We start from the raw sequence: 20,588 nt of genomic DNA, 5'->3' as shown, positions 1-20,588 counted from the left end.
TCCTCCTAGTTTTTACTATAGTTTGGTGATTCTCTAGTTATTGTGATATTGTGTGGGTGGTTTTCTATGAGTGAAGCTGAAGAAATCTTGATAAATTTGGCTTTTTCATAAAGTTCATTTAAGTCTTTGCTTCCAACATAGCCCATACCAGATTTTAGTCCACCTAGTAATTGGTAAACAACTTCCCCAACAGGACCCTTGTAGGCCACCCTACCTTCGACACCTTCTGGCACGTATTTTTTTGTATTTGTTTGGAAGTACCTATCTCCTGATCCATCTTTCATAGCAGCAAGGGATCCCATACCACGATATTCCTTGTATTGTCTACCTTCAAAAACTATTGTTTCTCCTGGAGACTCTTCAGTACCTGCAAATAAGGAACCGGCCATTATAACTGATGCACCACAAGCAAGGGCCTTGGTGATATCTCCTGAATACTTGATACCACCATCAGCAATCACTGGTATGTCGTATTTTTTGGCTTCATTTACACAATTAATTATCGCTGTTATTTGTGGTACCCCTATACCTGTAACAACCCTAGTTGTACAAATAGATCCAGGTCCTATACCAACTTTTACAGCATCTACTCCAGCCTTTATCAAATCACGTGTTGCTTCTGCTGTTGCAACGTTACCTGCAATAACTTGTAAGTCGGGATATTTTGCTTTCAAATCTTTGATTGCATTAATTACATTTTTAGAATGACCATGAGCGGTATCTACAGTTATGACATCGACATTAGCCTTTACAAGAGCATCGACTCTTTCAAGCATATCATTTGTAATACCTACTGCTGCTCCTACAACTAGCCTATTGTTAGCATCTCTTGCAGAATTTGGATATTGTCTTGACTTTTCTATATCTTTTATTGTTATAAGGCCCTTTAGTTTATTGTCCCCGTCTACAATTGGTAGTTTCTCTACTTTAGCAGATTCCATAAGCTTTATTGCTTCTTGCATCTTGATGCCTTCATAACCTAGGACAAGATTATCCTTTGTCATAATCCCATCGATTTTTACACTTGGATTATCTTGGAATCTAACATCTCTATTGGTTAGGATGCCCTTTAAATACATTTCCTTATCAACTATAGGTACACCAGAAATCCTATAATTTTTCATGATGTCTAGGGCATCTTGCAAGATATTGTCTGGGTGTAGATAAAAAGGATCGGTAATAACGCCATGTTCTGATCTCTTTACAACATCAACTTGTCTAGCTTGCTCTTCTATAGACATATTTTTGTGGATGATGCCTATACCACCTTGTCTAGCCATGGCTATAGCCATTTGAGACTCTGTTACTGTATCCATACCAGCTGACATCATTGGTATATTTAACTTGATTTTTTTGGTTAAATAAGTTTGTGTGTCTACTTCATTTGGTAAAACTTCTGATGGTCCTGGGACTAATAGGACATCATCGAATGTTAATCCTTCTCCTAAAAATTTCATTAATATTCCTTTCTAAAATAATTCACTGCATTTTCAAAAAGCGCTTCTCTCTCTACATCATAAACATTCTTATATAAATCATCATCTATTCTTTCGGCATGGCCCATCCTTCCTAGGATTTTGCCATCTTTGGATAAAATTCCTTCGATGTTATAATTTGATCCATTTGGTGATGATTCATATACAGAAAATATTTGATCATTTGCTAAAAGTTCTTTAAGTTTTTCTTCACTTATTACAAATCTTCCTTCTCCATGGGAAATAGGAATTCTGTAAGTTTTGTCTAAATCAACTCCGACAGTCCAAGGACTGTTGTTTGTCAATGTCTTAGTATTTACAAAAGTTGAGATGTGACGTGAACAAGTATTGTTGGTAAGTGTTGGATCATTTTCGTCTGGAACTATGACTTTACCATAAGGCAACAAGCCTGTTTTGACCAAGGCCTGGAAGCCATTACAAATTCCTAAGATTAAGCCATCATTTTCATTTAATAAATAGTCAATTGCTTTTGATATCTTTTCATTGCGTATTATATTTGCCAAAAACTTAGCTGACCCATCCGGTTCATCTCCAAGTGAGAATCCACCAGGGATTACGAATATCTGTGACTTCCTTAATTCCTCATCTAGCTTATCGATAGATTCTTTGATATCTCTTTCATTTTGGTTTTTAAATACTAGTATATTTGCATCAGCGCCAGCATCTCTTAGTGTTTTTTGAGTATCCCATTCACAGTTAGTTCCTGGTGCTGCTAAGATTATGGCTCTTGGTTTTTCGCAAGGCTTATCTGATTTAAGCTTTCTTTCTACTTCTTCAGGACTTAACTTTTGGTATTCTACATCTTCATATCCTGGGAGAATCTCATCTAGACTGTGAACATAGGAATCATATAGCTTATCCTTGTCCAATTTTTGACCATTTACAATGATATCTTGGCTAAATTCTCCGATATTTTCTATAAAGTCACGATCATCCTTGTATTCTACAACAAAGGATCCAAACATAGGATTATATAGGTTGTCATAATTTATAGTAAATCCTGTGTTTCCAACAGCTTGTTCGTATATGTCAGGTAAAAGTCCTTTTCTAGTCAAGGCAATAGTAGAAATAATATTTCCATCTCTTATATCTTTTATAAGTTTCTTGTAATTATTTTCCAATTCTTCTAGGTCTAGAGTCCCATCTTCTTTATAAGGTGTTCTTATAAGTCCTAGTTTTCCTTCGCCTTTTAGATCATTAGTAATAATATTTTCGACATCCTCTGTAGTTACAGCAAAAGAAATCAATGTTGGTGGAACCTTTATATCTTCAAAAGTACCACTCATAGAATCTTTGCCGCCTATTGGTGGGATTTCAAAAAAGCTTGTAACTTCAAAGGCTCCTATGAGAGCTTTTAATGGTTTTGACCAAGCCTTGGCGCTATCCATCTTTTCGTAGAATTCTTGGAAAGATAGTCTTATTTGATTTAGGTCAGAACCAGCAGCAACTAATCTTGATATGGATTCAATAACTGCATAATATCCACCTAAATATTGGCTGTCACTAGAAAGATTTGGATCAAAGCCATAGGTCATAAGAGAGGCTGTCTTTGATATACCATCTTTTACTGGGATCCTTGCTGCCATGACTTGGGATGGATTAAGAAGTTTTTTACCACCAAGTGGGTTTAAAACTGTGTTCTTCCCTACAGTTGAATCAAACATTTCTATGAGATTTCTCTTTGATGAAATATCTAGGCTTGATACTTTTTCATAGAACTTACTTGGATCATCATCTTTCTTGCTAATAAGTTCAGGAACAGATTCACTTACCACTTCAACTTTTTCTGACCTATCAGCACCATTAGTATTGATGAAATCATAGGAAAGTTTGGCTATTACTTCATCTTCATAATACATAGTCATAGTATTATTGTCTGTTACTCTTGCAACAAGAGTAGCTTCTAAGTTTTCACTTTTTGCAAGTTCCATAAATTTATCTTTATCTTTGCTTGCAATTAGAACTGCCATTCTCTCTTGAGATTCTGAGATGGCAATTTCAAATGGTTTTAGACCTTGATATTTTAGTGGAACTTTGTCCAATTGAATATCAATGCCATCAGCAAGTTCTCCTATGGCAACTGCTACCCCTCCAGCTCCAAAGTCGTTACATTTTTTGATGAGTTTGGCAGCTTGTGGGTTTCTAAATAACCTTTGGATCTTTCTTTCTTCAGGTGCATTTCCCTTTTGAACTTGGGCAGATTCTGTTTGAATTGATGTTACCTTGTGAGATTTAGAAGAACCAGTTGCTCCTCCTATACCATCTCTGCCAGTTTTGCCACCAAGTAAGATTACAATATCGCCTGGCTTTGGATCTAGTCTTTTGACATTTTCTGCTGGAGCTGCTGCAATTACTGCACCACATTCCATTCTCTTGGCCTTGTAACCCTCGTGATAGAACTCATCAACCAAACCAGTTGCAAGTCCTATCTGGTTACCATAGGAAGAATAGCCTAGGGCTGCTTCATGAGTAATTTTTGCTTGTGGAAGTTTACCCTCTAGAGTTTGATTATAGGATTCTTTGATATTTCCTGCCCCAGATAATCTCATAGCTTGATAGACATAGGCTCTTCCTGAAAGTGGATCACGAATTGCCCCACCTAAACAAGTAGATGCACCACCAAAAGGTTCTATCTCTGTTGGATGGTTGTGGGTTTCGTTTTTAAACATTAACAGATAATCTTCTATGCTTTCTTTGCCATTTCTTACCACTCTAACCTTGGTATAGATAGAACAAGCGTTGATTTCTTCAGATACTTCTAGGTCAGCAAAGTTATCATTAGCCCTCATATATTTGGCAAGAATTGTACCGAAGCTCATTAGATTAATTGGCTTTTTGATATCAAGGACCCTTCTCATTTGTAAGTATTTTTCAAATGAATCTCTGATCGCTTCGTCTAATAGTGTAGCTGTATCAAATTCTATATCTAAAAATGTGTTAAATGTCGTATGCCTACAGTGGTCTGACCAATAAGTATCTAGGATTTTCATCTCAGTTTCGTTTGGATCACGACCTTCTTTTTCAAAATAATCTCTTACAAGTCTTATATCATCAAGGCTCATAGCCATAGAGTTTTCTTCTAAGAATTCACTTAGCCTACTATCATCAAAATTTCTAAAGCCTTGATAAACTATATTTTCCAAATTCTTATGATTATCTGCCCTTAGAGTTGTTGGAATACCTAGCAAGTTAACTTTTTGAGAATCTACTGGATTGATTAAAAATTCTTCAATCCTTTCTAAATCTTCATCACTAGCCCCAGATATTTCATAAACTGTCGAAGCTTTTACTAAGAAATTAGAATCATCTATTATCAAAGAAGCTGTATCTACTACACCTTTTTCTCTAGGATTGAATTGACCCGGCAAGTATTGGCTTACTATTGTTTTCCCAAAAGATGCTTGTAATTTGATAGCTTGATCATAAGCATAAACTTGGTCAACTGGCGCTTCTGCCAAGACTTGATATAAGAGCTTGTCTAAATTCTCATCACTGGTTTCAAGGTCATATCTTTTGTAAATTTTGATCTCATCTAAGTCTATGGCTAAGGAATTTTTTATCTTTGTCTTGAGATTTTTGGATGCAAAATCATATTTATCTTTTCTTTTTACATAGACTCTTTTTACAGAAGGACCAATATCTTTTCTGTAGTATTTATTTTCAAATTTTGTTTTTTCAGCATCTTGGTATACTTGGCTAATAGCCTGATCGAAAGTATCCGCACTTGCAACTAAGTTTAATACTCTGCCGCCAGAACTTAAAGTTTTGCTATCTTCTTTCCTTGTTCCAGCATGGTATATCTTCGATTTTATCCCGTCTTCAAAGACTATCTCTTTATCTTTTTCAAAAGAAGATGGATAACCATCAGATGCTAAAACTAAGCAGACTGCTTTTTTATCATTTACCTTAAGATTAATGTCTTTTAGTTTCTTTTCAGATGTTGCAAGTAGCAAATCAAGGATGTCATTATCAATTAATTCTAAAACTACTTGGGTTTCTGGATCTCCAAATCTAACATTAAATTCCAAAACATAGATTCCAGATTCATTTATCATAAATCCTATGAATAAAACTCCTCTATAGTCGATGTTTTCTTTGTTAAAGCCATCAATAATATTTGGAAGAATTTCTCTTTCTATTTTTTCTGCATAGGCTTCTGCCTCTACATTTGGTGCATAGGTTCCCATGCCACCAGTGTTTGGGCCTGTTTCTTTTTCAAATATTTTCTTATGGTCTTTGCTAGTTGGTAGAGGGATTATCGTCTTAGAATCTGTTAGACACAATAGACTCATCTCAAAGCCATCTATATATTCTTCTATGACAATTTTTCCATCTTTGGCAAGAATATCATCAATGGTACTTGTAAGATCAGAAGGATTATCTATAATTGAAACACCCTTGCCAGCAGCTAAACCGTCTCTTTTTAAAACTACTTTGCCATTTTTTTCTAATAAATCTTTCCCGTAGTTTTCTGCTTCTTTTTTATCTTCTGTGTTAAGATAAGCTGCAGTTTTTATATGGTATTTATTTAGAAATTCCTTTGTAAATCCCTTGCTTGATTCAAACTTAGATGCCTTTTTATTTACTCCAAATATTTTAAGATTATTTTTTTCAAATTCATCTACTATACCTTGGCATAAGGGCAATTCAGGACCAACTATTGTAAAGTCAATGTTATTTTCTTTGGCAAAATCTACTAACTTGTCTATTTCATCTACTTCTACATTTTCTCCTGTAGTAGAAGTTCCAGCGTTGCCAGGTGCGAAGTAGAGTTTTCTTTCAGGACTTGCTATCTTTTTCCCAAGCGCGTGTTCACGCCCTCCAGAACCAATAATCAATATATTCATCAATGAATCTCCTTAGTGTTTAAAGTGACGAGACTTGCTAAATACCATGGCCATATCATATTCGTTACATTTGTCTATAGAATCCTTATCTTTTATAGAGCCTCCTGGTTGGATGATAGATGTTATGCCCATTTCATGAGCAAGCTTAACTGTATCTGGAAATGGGAAAAATGCATCTGATCCTAGGGCCGCTCCAGAAAAATCTCTATCCTTAAAGTGGTCTCTTATAGATTCCAAAGCCCATACTCTTGATTGTTGACCAGCTCCACAGCCTAGGGTTTGCATATCTTTGGCTACTACAATAGCATTTGATTTGACATATTTTACAACCTTTTGAGCAAATAATAAATCTTTTATTTGTGCATCACTTGGTTTATTATCTGTCACAACTTCTACTGAATCTTCTCCAAAATCTTTGCCTTGGATTAGGACTTTGCCGTTTAGGTATCTGATTTCTTCCCTAACTGTTTCGTTGTCAAAGTTTACTTTCACGAGCCTTACATTTTTCTTTTGTTGTAAGATTTCTAAAGCTTCATCAGTAAAATCACTTGCAGCAATTATTTCAAGGAAAATCTCGTGCATCTTGCTAGCTGTATTACCATCGACAATGCCATTTACTGCGACAATTCCTCCAAATATTGATTGGCTGTCACATTCGAAGGCTTTGATGTATGATTCATAGACACTATCTTTTTGAGCAACTCCACATGGAGATTGGTGTTTTAATGCTACGACTGCATTTTCTCCTAATTCTTGGGCCAATTCTAGGGCTGGATTTAGGTCATTGTAATTGTTGTAGCTCATTTCCTTGCCGTGAATTACTTCCATGTTTTCCATAAGACCTTTAACAAATGGATCATTATAGAGAGCAGCTGCCTGGCCAGGGTTTTCTCCATATCTTAGATCACTTTCTTTTTCAAAACCATAGGTCTTGTACTTACTTTCTTCTCCGGTTAATTGTGAAAAATATCTAGCTATTACAGAATCATAAAATGCTGTTAGGTTATAGGCTTTCATAGCCAATCTTTGCCTATAGGCAAGGTCTATATCATTATTTTTAAGTCTTTCTAATAATTCATCATAATCTGCTGGATCAGTTACTATTAGGACGTCCTTGTGGTTTTTAGCAGCAGATCTAACCATAGATGGACCTCCAATGTCGATATTTTCTATAATGTCATCAGGGTTTCCTTTTTCAAGTGCCTTTTGGAATTCATAAAGATTTACAACAACTATGTCTATAGGCTTGATATCAAGGTCATTTATAGTATCTATATGACTTTGTTCATCTCTCTTATAAAGTATGCCTCCATGTACATATGGGGAAAGTGTCTTTACTCTTCCTTCCAATATTTCTGGAAAGTTTGTTAACTGATCAATTTCAATGGCATCAACACCTGCATCTTTTATCTTTTTGTATGTACCACCAGTAGATACAATTTCTATTCCAAGATCCTTTAGGCCCTTGGCTAATTCTTCGATTCCTGTCTTATCAGTTACTGAAATTAATGCGCGCACTCTTCATCCTCCAATTTCTTAATTACTTTTTTTAGTGTCTGATGTTCAACCTTCAAAACTTCACTTGCAATTTCTTCTGGGCTCTTGCAATTGCTTATATCAACTTCCTTTTGCAAGATAATATCCCCGTCATCCAAATTTTCGTTGACATAGTGAACGGTTACTCCACTTATATTTTCCTTGTTGGCAAATACTGCCTGGTGAACGTGAATTCCATAAAAGCCCTTACCACCGTATTTCGGCAACAAGGATGGGTGGATGTTAATCACTGTAAAGTTATCCAATAATTTCTTACTAATTTTAACTAGATAACCTGCCAATACTATAAGATCAATATCATATTTCTTTAGTACTTCTATGATTTCATCTTCATCTTTGCTTATAAGATATTTTATATTATTATCTCTGGCATGTCTTAAACCCGGTGCATCTTTATTTGCAACGATAATTTTTATTTGACTTTCAAAATATCCATTAGTTTGTGCATCTATCAAGGCTTTGAGATTTGATCCGCCTCCTGATATAAAAACTGCTAAATTCATATTTTTTCCTTAACAACTGGATAAGATCCTGTAAAACAAGCTGTACAATAATTATCAGGATTATTGGTCAACTTCAACATGTTTTCCAATGATAGAAATTCTAGACTATCAGCACCGATTTTTTTCCTTATATCATCGATTGACATTTTTGCAGCTATAAGCCTATCTTTATCAGGAGTATCTACTCCATAATAGCAGGGATTTATAAAAGGTGGGGAAGTTACCCTCAAGTGGACTTCCTTTGCCCCAGCTTTTCTTATCCTTTCGATTAATTTCTCACTAGTAGTCCCTCTTACTATAGAATCATCAACCAAGACTATTCTCTTGCCATCAATTACTGATTTTTGTGGATTTAGTTTTAGTCTTACAGCAAGTTCTCTCTCTTTTTGATTAGACTTTATAAAAGTTCTACCCATGTACCTGTTTTTTACAAGTCCTGCCGCAAAAGGTATACCAGATCTTTGGGCAAATCCAATTGCCGATGGAGTTCCTGAATCTGGTACTGGACAAACCAAATCAGCTTCTACAGGTGCTTGGTCATACAAGAGCTCTCCACTGCGTCTTCTAAACATATAAGCATTGGTATTTTCAATGTTGGCATCTGGCCTTGCTGTGTAGACATATTCGAAGATACAAGATTTATAAGACGCTTTATCATCTTTTGGATAAGATTTAATGCCATCCTTATCCACAACAACAATCTCACCTGCCTTGACATCCCTATAATTATCAATATCTAGTATTTCTATAGCTGCATTTTCACTAGCTATTACTACATTTTCATCATCAAAACCTATCATTAAAGGCCTTATGCCGTTGTAATCTCTAAATCCTACAATCTTATCTGGCATACAAAGTACACAAGAATATGCACCCTTGATATCTTCCATGGCTCTTCTTACTGCCTTTACAATATCGCCTTCAAAATACCTAGCTATGAGAAATAAAATAAGTTCACTATCTGTTTGGGTATGAAAAACCATGCCCTTATTTTCTTCCTTGCTTTTAAGATCATAATAATTTATCAAATTTCCATCATGGGCAATGGAAAGCTCATTATCTTTAACGAAACTTAGCAAAGGTTCCACATTATAGTCCCTATTGCAACCTTCTGGTGCACTTCTAACATGGCCTATGCCAATTTTACCATCGTGGTATTTAAGATTATTATCATTAAAAACTTCATTTACTAGGCCCATCGCTTTGACTCTATCCAAATAAGATCCATCAGATATGATAATTCCTGCTGAATCTTGGCCCCTATGCTGAATAGAGCTTAATGAATAAAATAATTTTTGTACAACACTATCCTTTGATTTTATTGCAACTACGCCACTCACTGAATCTTACCCTCCTTGCTTTTTCTACAAAATTACATACATAAAAAGAGAACCCTATAGAGGGTTCTCTTCTAATGCACGGCAAAATACGCCAATTGGAAATCTTAATTTTTTGATGTAGGCAAAGATAGGGTATGAAAGATCAGAAAAAACATTTCTATCAGCAAATGTCATAATGTTTAGACACTCATTGTTCATAATACCCCTCCATCTATCCCTTAAATTTTAATATAAGTCTATTATAAATATTTTTGAAAAAATTTCAAGTCTAAATTTATATTATTTTATAATATAGGTAAATTTTTTATAAATTAAAATAGACCTACAATCTCATTGTTATCGTCTAGATCAATATTATAAGCATTGGCTGCCTTAGGTAATCCTGGCATAGTTAGAACATTTCCAGTATAAACTACCAAAAATCCTGCTCCAGCATTGACTCTAATGTCTCTAATATTTATTTCATAATCATCGCATGTGATATTTATCTTATCATCATCTGATAGAGAATATGGAGTTTTGGCTATACAAATAGGCAAGTTAGAGTATCCTAGCTTTTCTATTTTCTTAATTTCTTTTTCACATTTTTTACTATAAACTACTCCCTTGGCCCTATAAATTTCCTTGGCAATGGTTTCTATTTTTTCTTTTATAGGTAAATCAAGTTCATATAAGTATTTGAAATTATTGTCATTTTCACATAATTCGACAACTTTTTCAGCTAGCTCAACTCCGCCTTGGCCACCTTCAGTAAATACATTAGTTTCAACAGCATCAACTCCAAGTGTTTGGGTCAATTCTTTTAATAACTTGATTTCCTCATCTGTATCAGTGGCAAATTTATTAATTGCAACTACAATATTTTTGCCAAACTTTTTCATATTTTCAATGTGGATTCTAAGATTTTTAAAGCCGATTTTTAAATAATCCAAGTTTTCATCTGCTAGATTATCAAAAGCCATTCCTGCGTGGTATTTCAAAGACCTAATAGAAGTTACTATAACAGTTGCATCTGGAGCTAGGCCTCCTAGACGGCATTTTATATCGTTAAATTTCTCAGCACCTAGGTCTGCACCAAAACCTGCTTCTGTAACTGCGTAATCAGCTATGCCCAAGGCTGTTTTTGTGGCAAGTAGAGAGTTACATCCATGAGCTATATTTGCAAATGGTCCACCGTGGATTATGGCAGGAGTATTTTCTGTTGTTTGAACTAAATTTGCCTTTAGGGCATCTTTCATTACAACTGCAACAGATCCTGTAGCTCTGATGTCATCGACTGTAACAGGATTATTGTCGTAGTCAAAGGCAACAATCATTTTGCTTACCCTGTCTTTAAAATCTTCAATACTTGTTGCAAGACACAAAACAGCCATCATTTCTGTGGCAACAGTAATATCAAATTTATCCTCGCGAGTAACACCGTCAGTCCTATTACCCATTCCAATTACAATATTTCTCAACGCTCTATCGTTAAGGTCGACACATCTTCTCCAAACAATTTGTTTTGGATCTATGTTTTTTTCGTTGCCTTGGTAAATATGGTTATCCAAAATCGCAGCAACAAGATTTACAGCAGAAGTTATAGCGTGGAAGTCTCCAGTAAAGTGTAAGTTTATCTCATCCATTGGTAAAACTTGGCTATAGCCCCCACCAGCCGCACCACCTTTTCTACCAAAAGATGGTCCCATAGATGGTTCCCTTAAAACTGAAATGGCATTCTTACCAATCTTATTTAAAGCCATTGATAAACCAATGTTTAAGGTAGTTTTACCCTCACCACTTGGAGTCGGATTTGTAGCTGTAACTAAAATCAACTTAGAATTTTCTTTTTTCTTGTCAGCATACTCTAAGCCCAATTTTGCCTTATACTTGCCATATTTTTCATAATCGCTAATCCCCAAATCATGACAAATGTCATCAATATCCCTAAGTTCAATCTCTTTTGCAATCTCAATATCAGTCTTCATAAACCAGCCTTTCTTTAATATGTATTATTTAAGCAACAAACGTTTGACTTTAATATACCATATGCTTATAAATTTTAAAATAATGTATGTGATTAATGGTTGTTTTTTAATTCATATAAAATATGGCTCCTAGTATTTATTTAAATACTAAAAGCCATTTATTCCAATCTATAATTAAATTGTTCTGATCAGTTCTATTGTTGGTCTATCAAGTATTCTCTTTAAAGAGAAATGATAGATTAACAAGTTTGCAGCGTATACAACTATCGAAAATCCTAAGAACGCAAGGTGATTGTAGTATTTTAAAAATACATAAAAGCTATATCCAGATGAAATTATTGACATGATTGTAATAACAACAAAAGTCACTAGTATTGCTAAAACAAATGATTTTATTTGTTCAAATACAAATTCTTGTTTTAATAATTTTTCTAAATCAGTTTTTTCCATTCCTATAGAATACAGGTTGCCTATTTCTCTTTTCCTTGCCATCAAGCTTGAATTTATAGAAGCATATCCATTTGTGAAATTTAGCGCAAGAATTATAGCTGCTAGGATAAAGTTTATGCTTAGAAGTCCACCCAAAAATTTATCATCTTCTTCACTCCTATCACCATCACTATAAACTTCATAGCTTTCATCAGTTCTAGGATTTTTATCCAAAAAATTCTTAATAGATTCTTTGCTATCATAAATTTCATCAGGATTAACATCCATTTTTAGAGTAAAAGGATAATTTACTAGATTTCCATTACCAGTAGACTCTAAAAGTTTGAAGTAGGTATCAAAATCTGTAAAAATGTAGACAACACCTCGATTAATTTTTAATGTAATATCTTTTAAATCATCTATGCTCTTACTAATATCAACTGAAGCTTTATTTCCACTTGCTGTTATTAAATCTAATTTTTTAGGATTTTTAAAAAACTTAACCATCTTAGCATCTCTTATTGGCTCATTAGGGTTAGACTGGATCATATTATATAAAATAAATTCTCCTTTATTGCCTCCTAAGGTATTAAGGTCTTCTTCCCTAAGTCCTACTATTTTTGCTAGAGTTATATTGTCTTCATCACCGCCAGTATTTTCTAATAAAAAATCTTCTAGATTATTTGCAAAAAATTCTTCAGAAAATTCTAAATTATTATCTATAGATAAGTTTCTTTGTTGATAGATAAATGATTTTTTTGAATTAATCTTTTCGTCAACTGAAATTAAATTTTCTGGTAATCTTGGATCTTTGCTATAATAATCAACAATTAGATTATAATCATCTTGATAAAATCCTAAATCTACCGCATGACTTGAAAAAGATATCATGATAAATAAGACTGAAATTATTAAGACTCCTATTGTAGAAATATATGATTGTGACTTAATACTTGCAAGGTTATTTATCCTTAGTTCTTTAAAAATAGTACTAGCTCTTTTCTTTTTTGATTTTTTAAAGTTTATAAGACCCTTTAGACCATCTATAATCTCTATTTTCTTAATTTTCCTCAAGGTAATTGCAAGCGATATAAATATTATTAGTAAAGAAATCAATATTATAATAAAGCTTAATATAATATTAAAATCTACCGAAGATGGAATATCTATACCCATATTACTATTAATTAGGCTAAAATATTTTTTAATTGCTACATAGCCTAAAAAATGTCCTAGCAATAATGGTAATATCGATATGATAACCGCTTCTTTAAAAAGCAGGGAAAGTATTTGTGAATCTGTGCTTCCTATTGATTTATACATGGATAGCACCTTAATTTTCTCTAAAGACCATACTAAAAATATATTTTTATTAAAAAATACAAATATACCTATAGCTAAAATCACAAGGAAAATTGTTGATAATTGTTTTAATATTCTTCCCACATTACTTTCATATAAGTAATAATGATCAACAATTGCTGATTCAAATTCAACTTTAATTTTCCTACCTAGTTTATTTGATAAATCTTCTTCGATTATATCTTGATTGTCATAAGCTTTATAAAGTGATTTAAATCTTATAGCTGTAAGTTTATTTTCATAATTTGTGTTAATAAAAATATTTGCACCACTTATACCATTAGGATTATCCTTAATAATTCCAACTATTTTCATTTCCTTACTTGTTGTTTTTATAAATTCTTCATCGCTTGTAGGCTTATATGTTGGATTAACAATCTTGCCATCTAAAGTTCTCTTTCCGAATTCAACGTTTACTTTATCCGATATGGCCAAATTTTTGTTTTTTATAAGGCTCTCACTAAGGGCAATTTCATCGAAATTATTAGGATACCTTCCTTCTTTTAAATCATAATCACCTTTCATGTTAGCAATAGCTTGGTCAAACAGAGATATTGCTAATATCTTATCATAAATTTTTCCTGATATAGAATCTCTCGACTCAAAACCAACCTCACTAACATATTCATTAGTCTTTATATCAGCTAAGTCATTTTCTTTTATATGGCCTTCTATATAGGCATCTTCATAATATTCACTCCTAAATTCTCTATTTGTAAAAGATATGCTAGAAAATGAATAATAAAATATCACGGTAAAAAATAAGGAAACAATAAATACTGATATGAAAATAGGAAAATTCTTCTTATTCATGTTTCTCATCTCCCACAATTTTTCCATCAACAATGGTCACGATACGACCTGCCTCTAGGGCGATTTTTTCGTCATGGGTGATTAGGATTATTGTTTGTTTTAAAGTCCTATTAAAATATTTAAAGATTTCTATAATTTCCTTAGAATTTTTCCTGTCTAAATTGCCTGTTGGTTCATCAGCTAGGATTATTGATGGTTTGTAGATAATACTTCTCGCTATGGCAACTCTTTGCTGCTGACCTCCTGATAACTCGCTCGGGAAAGAATCAAGTTTGCTTTCTATGCCAAGTTTTCTAACAGTATCAAGCAAGATTTCTTCATTGATTTTTCTCTTATCCAATTTTAGGGGAAGCTCTATGTTGTGCCTTACTGTTAAATTTTGGATTAGATTATAAAATTGATATATTAAACCTACTTTTCTCCTACGAAAAAGAGCTAATTCCTTTGAAGTATACTGAGAAATATCATTCCCTTCTATATAAACTTTGCCCTCACTTGGACTATCTACTCCTCCTATAATATGTAAAAGAGTTGATTTTCCAGACCCACTAGGGCCTACAATGGCTACAAATTCTCCTCTTTCTATTGTGAGGTCAACCCCATCTAAGGCCACCACCTCGGAATTTCCCTCTCCATATTCTTTTCTTAAATTTTCTACTTTTAAAATTTCCATACTTGCCTCCTTTTTCTTATCTTAAGGTAAGTATATAAAAGTAAAGTGATTTTTAGGTGACATTGTAAAATTTTATTTCAAATCTGGCTCCAGAATCAGTATTTGTCACAGAAATTTCTCCATTATTCTTCTGGGCAATTGTCTTTGCCATAGCAAGGCCTATGCCAAATCCATTGGAATCTGGTGTCTTATAAAAGCGTTTAAAGATTTTTTTGATATTTGCTTTCTCTATGCCTCCGCCATTATCTTCAATGATTAAGCTTGTATAGAGTGGATTTTTGTAAGATGAAATTGAAATTTTATCGCAAGATGGTCTATTATCAGCGTTCTTCAAGATATTGATCACAGCTTCCGCCAGCCAATAAAAATCTCCACATATGACATTCTCTTTTAAACTTTCATCTACATCTATGGTTTTCTTTAAGTCAAGGCTATCCAGTGCATATGTAGCTAATTCTTCTAGATTAAAGTTTTCATTTTTCATCAAATCTTTGTTTGCATCAAGGCTTGAAAGTTTTAACAAAATATCTGATAAAGAACTTAACCTTAGAATTTGCTTTTTTAATATTTCTATATCACTATTGCTAGGGTAATCCAATTCCAAATTTTCTATAGAAAAAAGCATGGATGTGATTGGTGTTTTTATCTGATGAGCTATGTCTTCCAAGTATTCTATTTGCTTTTCGCTATTTTTTCTACTTGTTTCTTTAGCTTCCACTATTTCTATAAATAGCTTGTAAATTTTATCCTCTAAAATCGAAAAGTCATCTTGTTTCATTGGGATTTTATAATTTTGATTTTTCATATTTTCTATCAAATCTATAAGCTCATTTATCCTATTTTTCTTTCTTTTTTCTAAAAAATAATAAAGAAGCCCCAAGCTTAATATCCAAAACACATAAACCATTTAGTCCATCCTATAGCCAATTCCTCTAACAGTAGAAATAACTTCCCTGTCAAGTTTTTCTCTAATTCTTTTGATTGTTGACGTAAGAGTATTATCGTTCACAAACTTATCCCTATCCTCCCAAAACATCTCCAAAAGTTGACTTCTAGTATAGACTCTGTGCGGATTTTTAATAAATAAAAGTAGAATCTTATATTCAAGAGCTGTTAATTCTACGTCATCTCCCTTAAAATAAACTTTTGAATTATTTAAATCTATTTTTATATCCTTGTATGTAATAATTTTATCTTCATTTAGTGGAATAGTTCTTAAAACCGCATCAATTCTCGCCCTAAGAATAGCAAGGGAAAATGGCTTGGTTAGGTAATCATCTGCGCCTTGATCAAGAGATGCTATTATAAAATCTTCATCGTTTTTAACAGTAGTAACTATCACTCTGATATCTTTATCTTTTAACTTCCCAATCAAATACTGACCATCTTTGTCTGGTAGATTTATATCTAATAACGCACAATCGAAATTTATATCCATCTTAAACAAGGCTTCATAATATGAAGACGCAATGTCAACTTCATATCCATTTTTTGATAAGTACTTTTTTATTTGTAGAGCAATTTCTTCATTGTCTTCTATTATTAATATTTTTTTCATATCTTCACCTATTCTAATACTTCAAGAAATTTATGGAATTCATATTACTAAAAAAATAAAGTTCATATGTTTACTTATAGTATACATTAAGACCTAAATTATAAATAGGATATTAAGGAATCTATCTACTAGTCACTTTATAAAAAATTAATAGTAACTAATATAAAAATGACACCTACAAAACTGCAGATGTCGTTAAAAGATCGTAAATATAATTTTGTACTTAAATATAAGATATCCCTACATCTATTAAATATTCATTCAGCTGGTTATGCCAATTATCCATGTCTTCATCATTAATCTCTCTTATAACTTGTTAGAGATATCTAGGTGTAATTACATTTTTACACAGCATACTGACATGATATTATTTTGGCTCATTAAATCACTTTTTTACTTATTATCTATAAATAAAGCTGACGTTTAATAATAATCTATAAGTATAACCATCTACATTCTTCCCATTTAATTGATGGCAATTTTTATCAACATCAACTAAAGTAAATCCTAATTTTTGAATTAATTTTTGTGCTGGTATATTGCCAGACCAAGTTTGAGTATATACTTCTTCTAGTCCTTTTGACTTTAAATAATCTATATAAAGTGACCAAGCCTCACTAGCATATCCAGATTTTCTATAATCTTTTTTATAAATACCTATCCCTATTGTAAAATGCTTGCCTCTACTAGAATAATTGTAATTTTCATCAATATGGTAGCTATTAATTTTCCCCAAAAATTCTCCATCGGAAAGTCGCTCGATAATTAGAGTACGGTAAATAAATGTTCCTGATGTAATTTCTTTGTATCTTAAATGATTAATTTGATTTTTTAATCTATTTTCAAATTCTATTTGGTCAAAAATTTCGCCATCATCATTTTCCCACGGAGCATCCCATTGCTGCCATTCTATATCATCTGTCATATAATAAATTAGATTCTTAATATCCTTTTCTTTTAAAGGTCCAAGCCTAACTAATTTACCTTCTAATTTAAAATTATTATCCATTAATTGTCCCACCTAAAACAGTATAAAGTAACTCAAAAATAACTTCTAGACTGTATAAAAAGTTAAAATATGAATCTAGTGATTTCTGAGAAATATGCATTTATCATTGCTAATCATTATTTATGTACTCTAATATATCCCCAGGTTGACAATCAAGCTCTTTGCAAATGGCGGCTAAAGTATTAAATCTTATACCTTTGGCCTTTCCTGTTTTTAATATTGATAAATTTGCTTCGGTTATTCCTATCCTTCCTGCGAGCTCTTTTGATGTCATATTTTTCTTTTTTAATACTTGATCCAGATTAATAATTATTTGATCCTTCATTTTTAAATTATACTTTCCGAATCTTCTTTTAAAGATTTTCCCGAATTAAATATCATCATTGATGAAAAAGCTATAACCATCATAATTATATTCGTTAAATAATCCTTTATAGTTAAATTATACACACTGCTAATGTTGTCCACTTTAAGATAATTGAAAACTAACATAGAAATAATTTGACAAATCGTTAGAACTATAAGTGCTATAAATATATCTCTAGAATATTTTGAGTTTAAGTCTGAAAAATAATCTTTTTTTTCTAAATTAACTAAAATCTTCTCGAATTTATCCAATGAAAAACCAGCAACAATGAATATCATAACGGCACTCAAACATGAATAAATAATAAACGGAAGTGAAACTTCTTTTAGATTAAATTGTTGAGATTCTACTAAATGTATTACATTATCTTTGAAAATTAGAGTTAATATATTTCCAAGCAAGGTAAAACCTGCTCCCAAGTATGAAAGATATCTTAAAACCTTAGATAATATAATCGCTATTTTAAAAATAAAACTTTTCATAACTTCTCCTCAACACTTTCGTTTATCTATTATCATCTACATCTTCCCATTCTTGTACTTTATCTTCCAGATCATTTAAATCTTCTTTAGAGAGTTCCCAAGTTAATGAAGATAGCTTCAATGGCATTCCCTCCATTGTAATATATGGATAATTTTTATAAATATAAAAATCTATCTTTGAAGCTTTTTTATCCTCTCTCTTGCTGGTTAATAAAAAGTGGTAAGACTCTATTGCATCATCTGATATTTCTTTAAAATAATCGTCAAAGTTTTTATCATTAATATTTTCTACACTCATTCCAGTCAAATTACTAAAATAGTCTAGAACTTCTTGTTCTTCTGTTTCTACAATTTTTTTACTGTTAGAATCAAATATTTCAATCTTTTCTTCTTTTTTACTACTCGTTTGTTCTGTTGTAGTAATTGGACTACAAGAAGTTAAAACTATAGAAAAAACAAGAAAAATACCCATTATTAAAAATCTTTTTCTCATGAAAATTCCTCTCATAAAATTATTGTAAAACGATAATCCTCTTTAATTATTATTGTAAAACAATAATTATTGTTTGTCAATATCATTCATAAAATGACTTAGAATTTGTCAAAATCTTCTTACATTGCCACTTTCTTGTATTTATAATCATCGTTATTTTTTTGTAAACATATCGTTGACAAGCTCAATCGTTAGAAGGGATAAATCAGAAACATAAAGACCAAGTCCACTTCCCTTAATAGAAATAAGGGCGTAGTCATTTGTCTCTCTGTTGGTCTTACTTTTTTGAACTTCTTCCGACTTTATGTTAAGCCCCCATAACTCAATTAGCTGAGACAGAATTTGGCAAATTGAAAAAGTTTAGAAATTATCTAACCATTCTTCTGGACTATCTGTAACAGATTTATCTCCATGCTTTGTCGTTACATAGACTATGTTTTCCAAAAATCTAATATCATATGTCAAGATTACTCCTTAATTTTAGGCAATCGAATAGGGGCTAAGATCTAGCCCCTTTCACACCACCGTACGTGCCGTTCGGCATACGGCGGTTCAATTTAATTTACACATGCCCTGCTTATATAGTAATCATAAGGGTCGATTAAGCCTGTTTTGCTTAACCTTTCTTTTGTGATTGCTCTTACTAGGCAGGTTTTTGTTGCTACAAAATAGTACCTATCTCCACAATAGGCTGTTAGTCTTGCTAGGTCTTTTCCTATTCCCATTTTCATTAACGCCCATTGCCTTTTCTTTGCTACTTTCCACATTTTCCAACAGATTATTCTAAGTCTGGTTCTTAGATGCTCGCTGAAACTTTTTAGTTTGCTTTTCATGCTTGCTATTTTAAAGTAGTTTATCCAGCCTCTTGTTACTTCATTTAACTTTTTGATTCTGTATTCTAAGGATACTGACCGTTTTCTTGTGGTTAGTTTCTTTATTTTATTTTTGAATCTTTTAAATGATGTTTCATGGACTCGTGCTTTCCATTGATTTGTCTTGTTGTCTTTCCAGTAGCCGAATCCTAGATATTTTATTTTGCTTGGTCTTGTTATTTTGCTTTTTTCTGCGTTTACTTTTAGTCCAAGTTTGTTTTCTATGAATCTTGTTACGGAGTGCATTACTCTTGTGGCTGCTGCTTTGCTTTTTACAAATATCAGACAATCGTCTGCGTATCTGGTGAATCTAAGTTTTCTTGCTTCTAGCTCTTTGTCTAGTTTGTCTAGCATGATGTTGCTTAGGAGTGGTGATAGGTTTCCTCCTTGTGGAGTTCCTATTTCACTTTTTTCGTATATGCCTTTGTTCATTATTCCTGCTTTTAGGTATTTTCTGATTAGTGATTCTGTGTCTGGTGCTTTGATATGCTCATGGACTATGCTCATTAGTTTATCTTGTGGCACTTTGTCGAATAATTTTTCTAGGTCTATGTCTACTACCCATTCGTTTCCGTCGTTTAGGTATTCTAGGCTTTTTGTTATTGCCATTTGACAGTTTCTTCCTGGTCTAAAGCCATAGCTTGTTTCAGAAAATCTTTTGTCTATTATCGGGGTTAAGACTTGTACGATTGCTTGTTGGATTATTCTGTCCATTACTGTTGGTATTCCGAGTTTTCTTTTTCCTCCGTTTGGTTTAGGGATTTCTGCTCGGAGTACTGGTTGTGGTTTGTAGCGTCTTTCAATAATTTCTTGTCTTATC

The 20,588-nt window shown here is 32.7% G+C and carries 16 protein-coding genes; all 16 read right to left on the bottom strand.

All coding sequences use genetic code 11. The features are described from left to right. Positions 1-5: 5 nt before the first annotated feature. Entirely contained in the window at positions 6-1,457 is a 1,452-nt protein-coding gene (guaB, locus tag BN38_RS00420) for an IMP dehydrogenase (RefSeq protein ID WP_044564952.1), read from the bottom strand. After that, positions 1,457-6,343: a phosphoribosylformylglycinamidine synthase gene (locus BN38_RS00415; RefSeq protein ID WP_044564951.1), complete on the bottom strand. Its 4,887-nt coding sequence runs from the start codon at positions 6,341-6,343 to the stop codon at positions 1,457-1,459. Before BN38_RS00415 ends, guaB begins: the two co-directional genes overlap by 1 nt. 12 nt (positions 6,344-6,355) lie before the next feature. After that, positions 6,356-7,861, bottom strand: a complete 1,506-nt coding sequence (gene purH / locus BN38_RS00410) for a bifunctional phosphoribosylaminoimidazolecarboxamide formyltransferase/IMP cyclohydrolase (RefSeq protein WP_044564950.1) — start codon at positions 7,859-7,861, stop codon at positions 6,356-6,358. Continuing rightward, positions 7,849-8,403, bottom strand: a complete 555-nt coding sequence (gene purN / locus BN38_RS00405) for a phosphoribosylglycinamide formyltransferase (RefSeq protein ID WP_044564949.1) — start codon at positions 8,401-8,403, stop codon at positions 7,849-7,851. The genes purH and purN overlap by 13 nt, the downstream gene beginning before the upstream one ends. After that, positions 8,400-9,743, bottom strand: a complete 1,344-nt coding sequence (gene purF, locus BN38_RS00400) for an amidophosphoribosyltransferase (RefSeq protein ID WP_044564948.1) — start codon at positions 9,741-9,743, stop codon at positions 8,400-8,402. Before purF ends, purN begins: the two co-directional genes overlap by 4 nt. Before the next feature lie 54 nt (positions 9,744-9,797). Further along, complete coding sequence (locus BN38_RS11070) at positions 9,798-9,941, bottom strand: hypothetical protein (RefSeq protein WP_154649905.1); 144 nt, start codon at positions 9,939-9,941, stop codon at positions 9,798-9,800. A gap of 113 nt (positions 9,942-10,054) precedes the next feature. Beyond that, complete coding sequence (locus BN38_RS00395) at positions 10,055-11,710, bottom strand: formate--tetrahydrofolate ligase (RefSeq protein ID WP_044564947.1); 1,656 nt, start codon at positions 11,708-11,710, stop codon at positions 10,055-10,057. A gap of 174 nt (positions 11,711-11,884) precedes the next feature. After that, positions 11,885-14,314 (bottom strand): ABC transporter permease, encoded by a 2,430-nt coding sequence (locus tag BN38_RS00390; RefSeq protein WP_044564946.1) that lies wholly within the window; start codon positions 14,312-14,314, stop codon positions 11,885-11,887. Further along, positions 14,307-14,987, bottom strand: coding sequence for an ABC transporter ATP-binding protein (locus tag BN38_RS00385; protein ID WP_044564945.1), 681 nt, complete (start codon positions 14,985-14,987; stop codon positions 14,307-14,309). The genes BN38_RS00390 and BN38_RS00385 overlap by 8 nt, the downstream gene beginning before the upstream one ends. A gap of 52 nt (positions 14,988-15,039) precedes the next feature. Further along, positions 15,040-15,894 (bottom strand): sensor histidine kinase, encoded by an 855-nt coding sequence (locus BN38_RS00380; protein WP_044564944.1) that lies wholly within the window; start codon positions 15,892-15,894, stop codon positions 15,040-15,042. Beyond that, complete coding sequence (locus BN38_RS00375; RefSeq protein WP_044564943.1) at positions 15,895-16,545, bottom strand: response regulator transcription factor; 651 nt, start codon at positions 16,543-16,545, stop codon at positions 15,895-15,897. Between the two features lie 400 nt (positions 16,546-16,945). Then, positions 16,946-17,554 carry a GNAT family N-acetyltransferase gene (locus BN38_RS10695; RefSeq protein WP_049944400.1) on the bottom strand — a complete coding sequence of 203 codons (609 nt, stop codon included), beginning with the start codon at positions 17,552-17,554 and terminating at the stop codon, positions 16,946-16,948. Between the two features lie 109 nt (positions 17,555-17,663). Further along, positions 17,664-17,879, bottom strand: a complete 216-nt coding sequence (locus BN38_RS00365; protein ID WP_044564942.1) for a helix-turn-helix domain-containing protein — start codon at positions 17,877-17,879, stop codon at positions 17,664-17,666. Between the two features lie 2 nt (positions 17,880-17,881). Continuing rightward, entirely contained in the window at positions 17,882-18,403 is a 522-nt protein-coding gene (locus tag BN38_RS00360) for a DUF2975 domain-containing protein (protein ID WP_044564941.1), read from the bottom strand. A gap of 22 nt (positions 18,404-18,425) precedes the next feature. Beyond that, positions 18,426-18,896, bottom strand: coding sequence for a hypothetical protein (locus tag BN38_RS00355; protein ID WP_044564940.1), 471 nt, complete (start codon positions 18,894-18,896; stop codon positions 18,426-18,428). A gap of 557 nt (positions 18,897-19,453) precedes the next feature. Continuing rightward, a partial coding sequence (ltrA, locus tag BN38_RS00345) for a group II intron reverse transcriptase/maturase (RefSeq protein ID WP_044564939.1) occupies positions 19,454-20,588 on the bottom strand: 1,135 nt, incomplete at its 5' end.

The organism is Anaerococcus provencensis, assembly GCF_000312365.2.
Taxonomy (GTDB): domain Bacteria; phylum Bacillota; class Clostridia; order Tissierellales; family Peptoniphilaceae; genus Anaerococcus; species Anaerococcus provencensis.
This window is presented reverse-complemented; position numbering and strand designations above follow the sequence as displayed.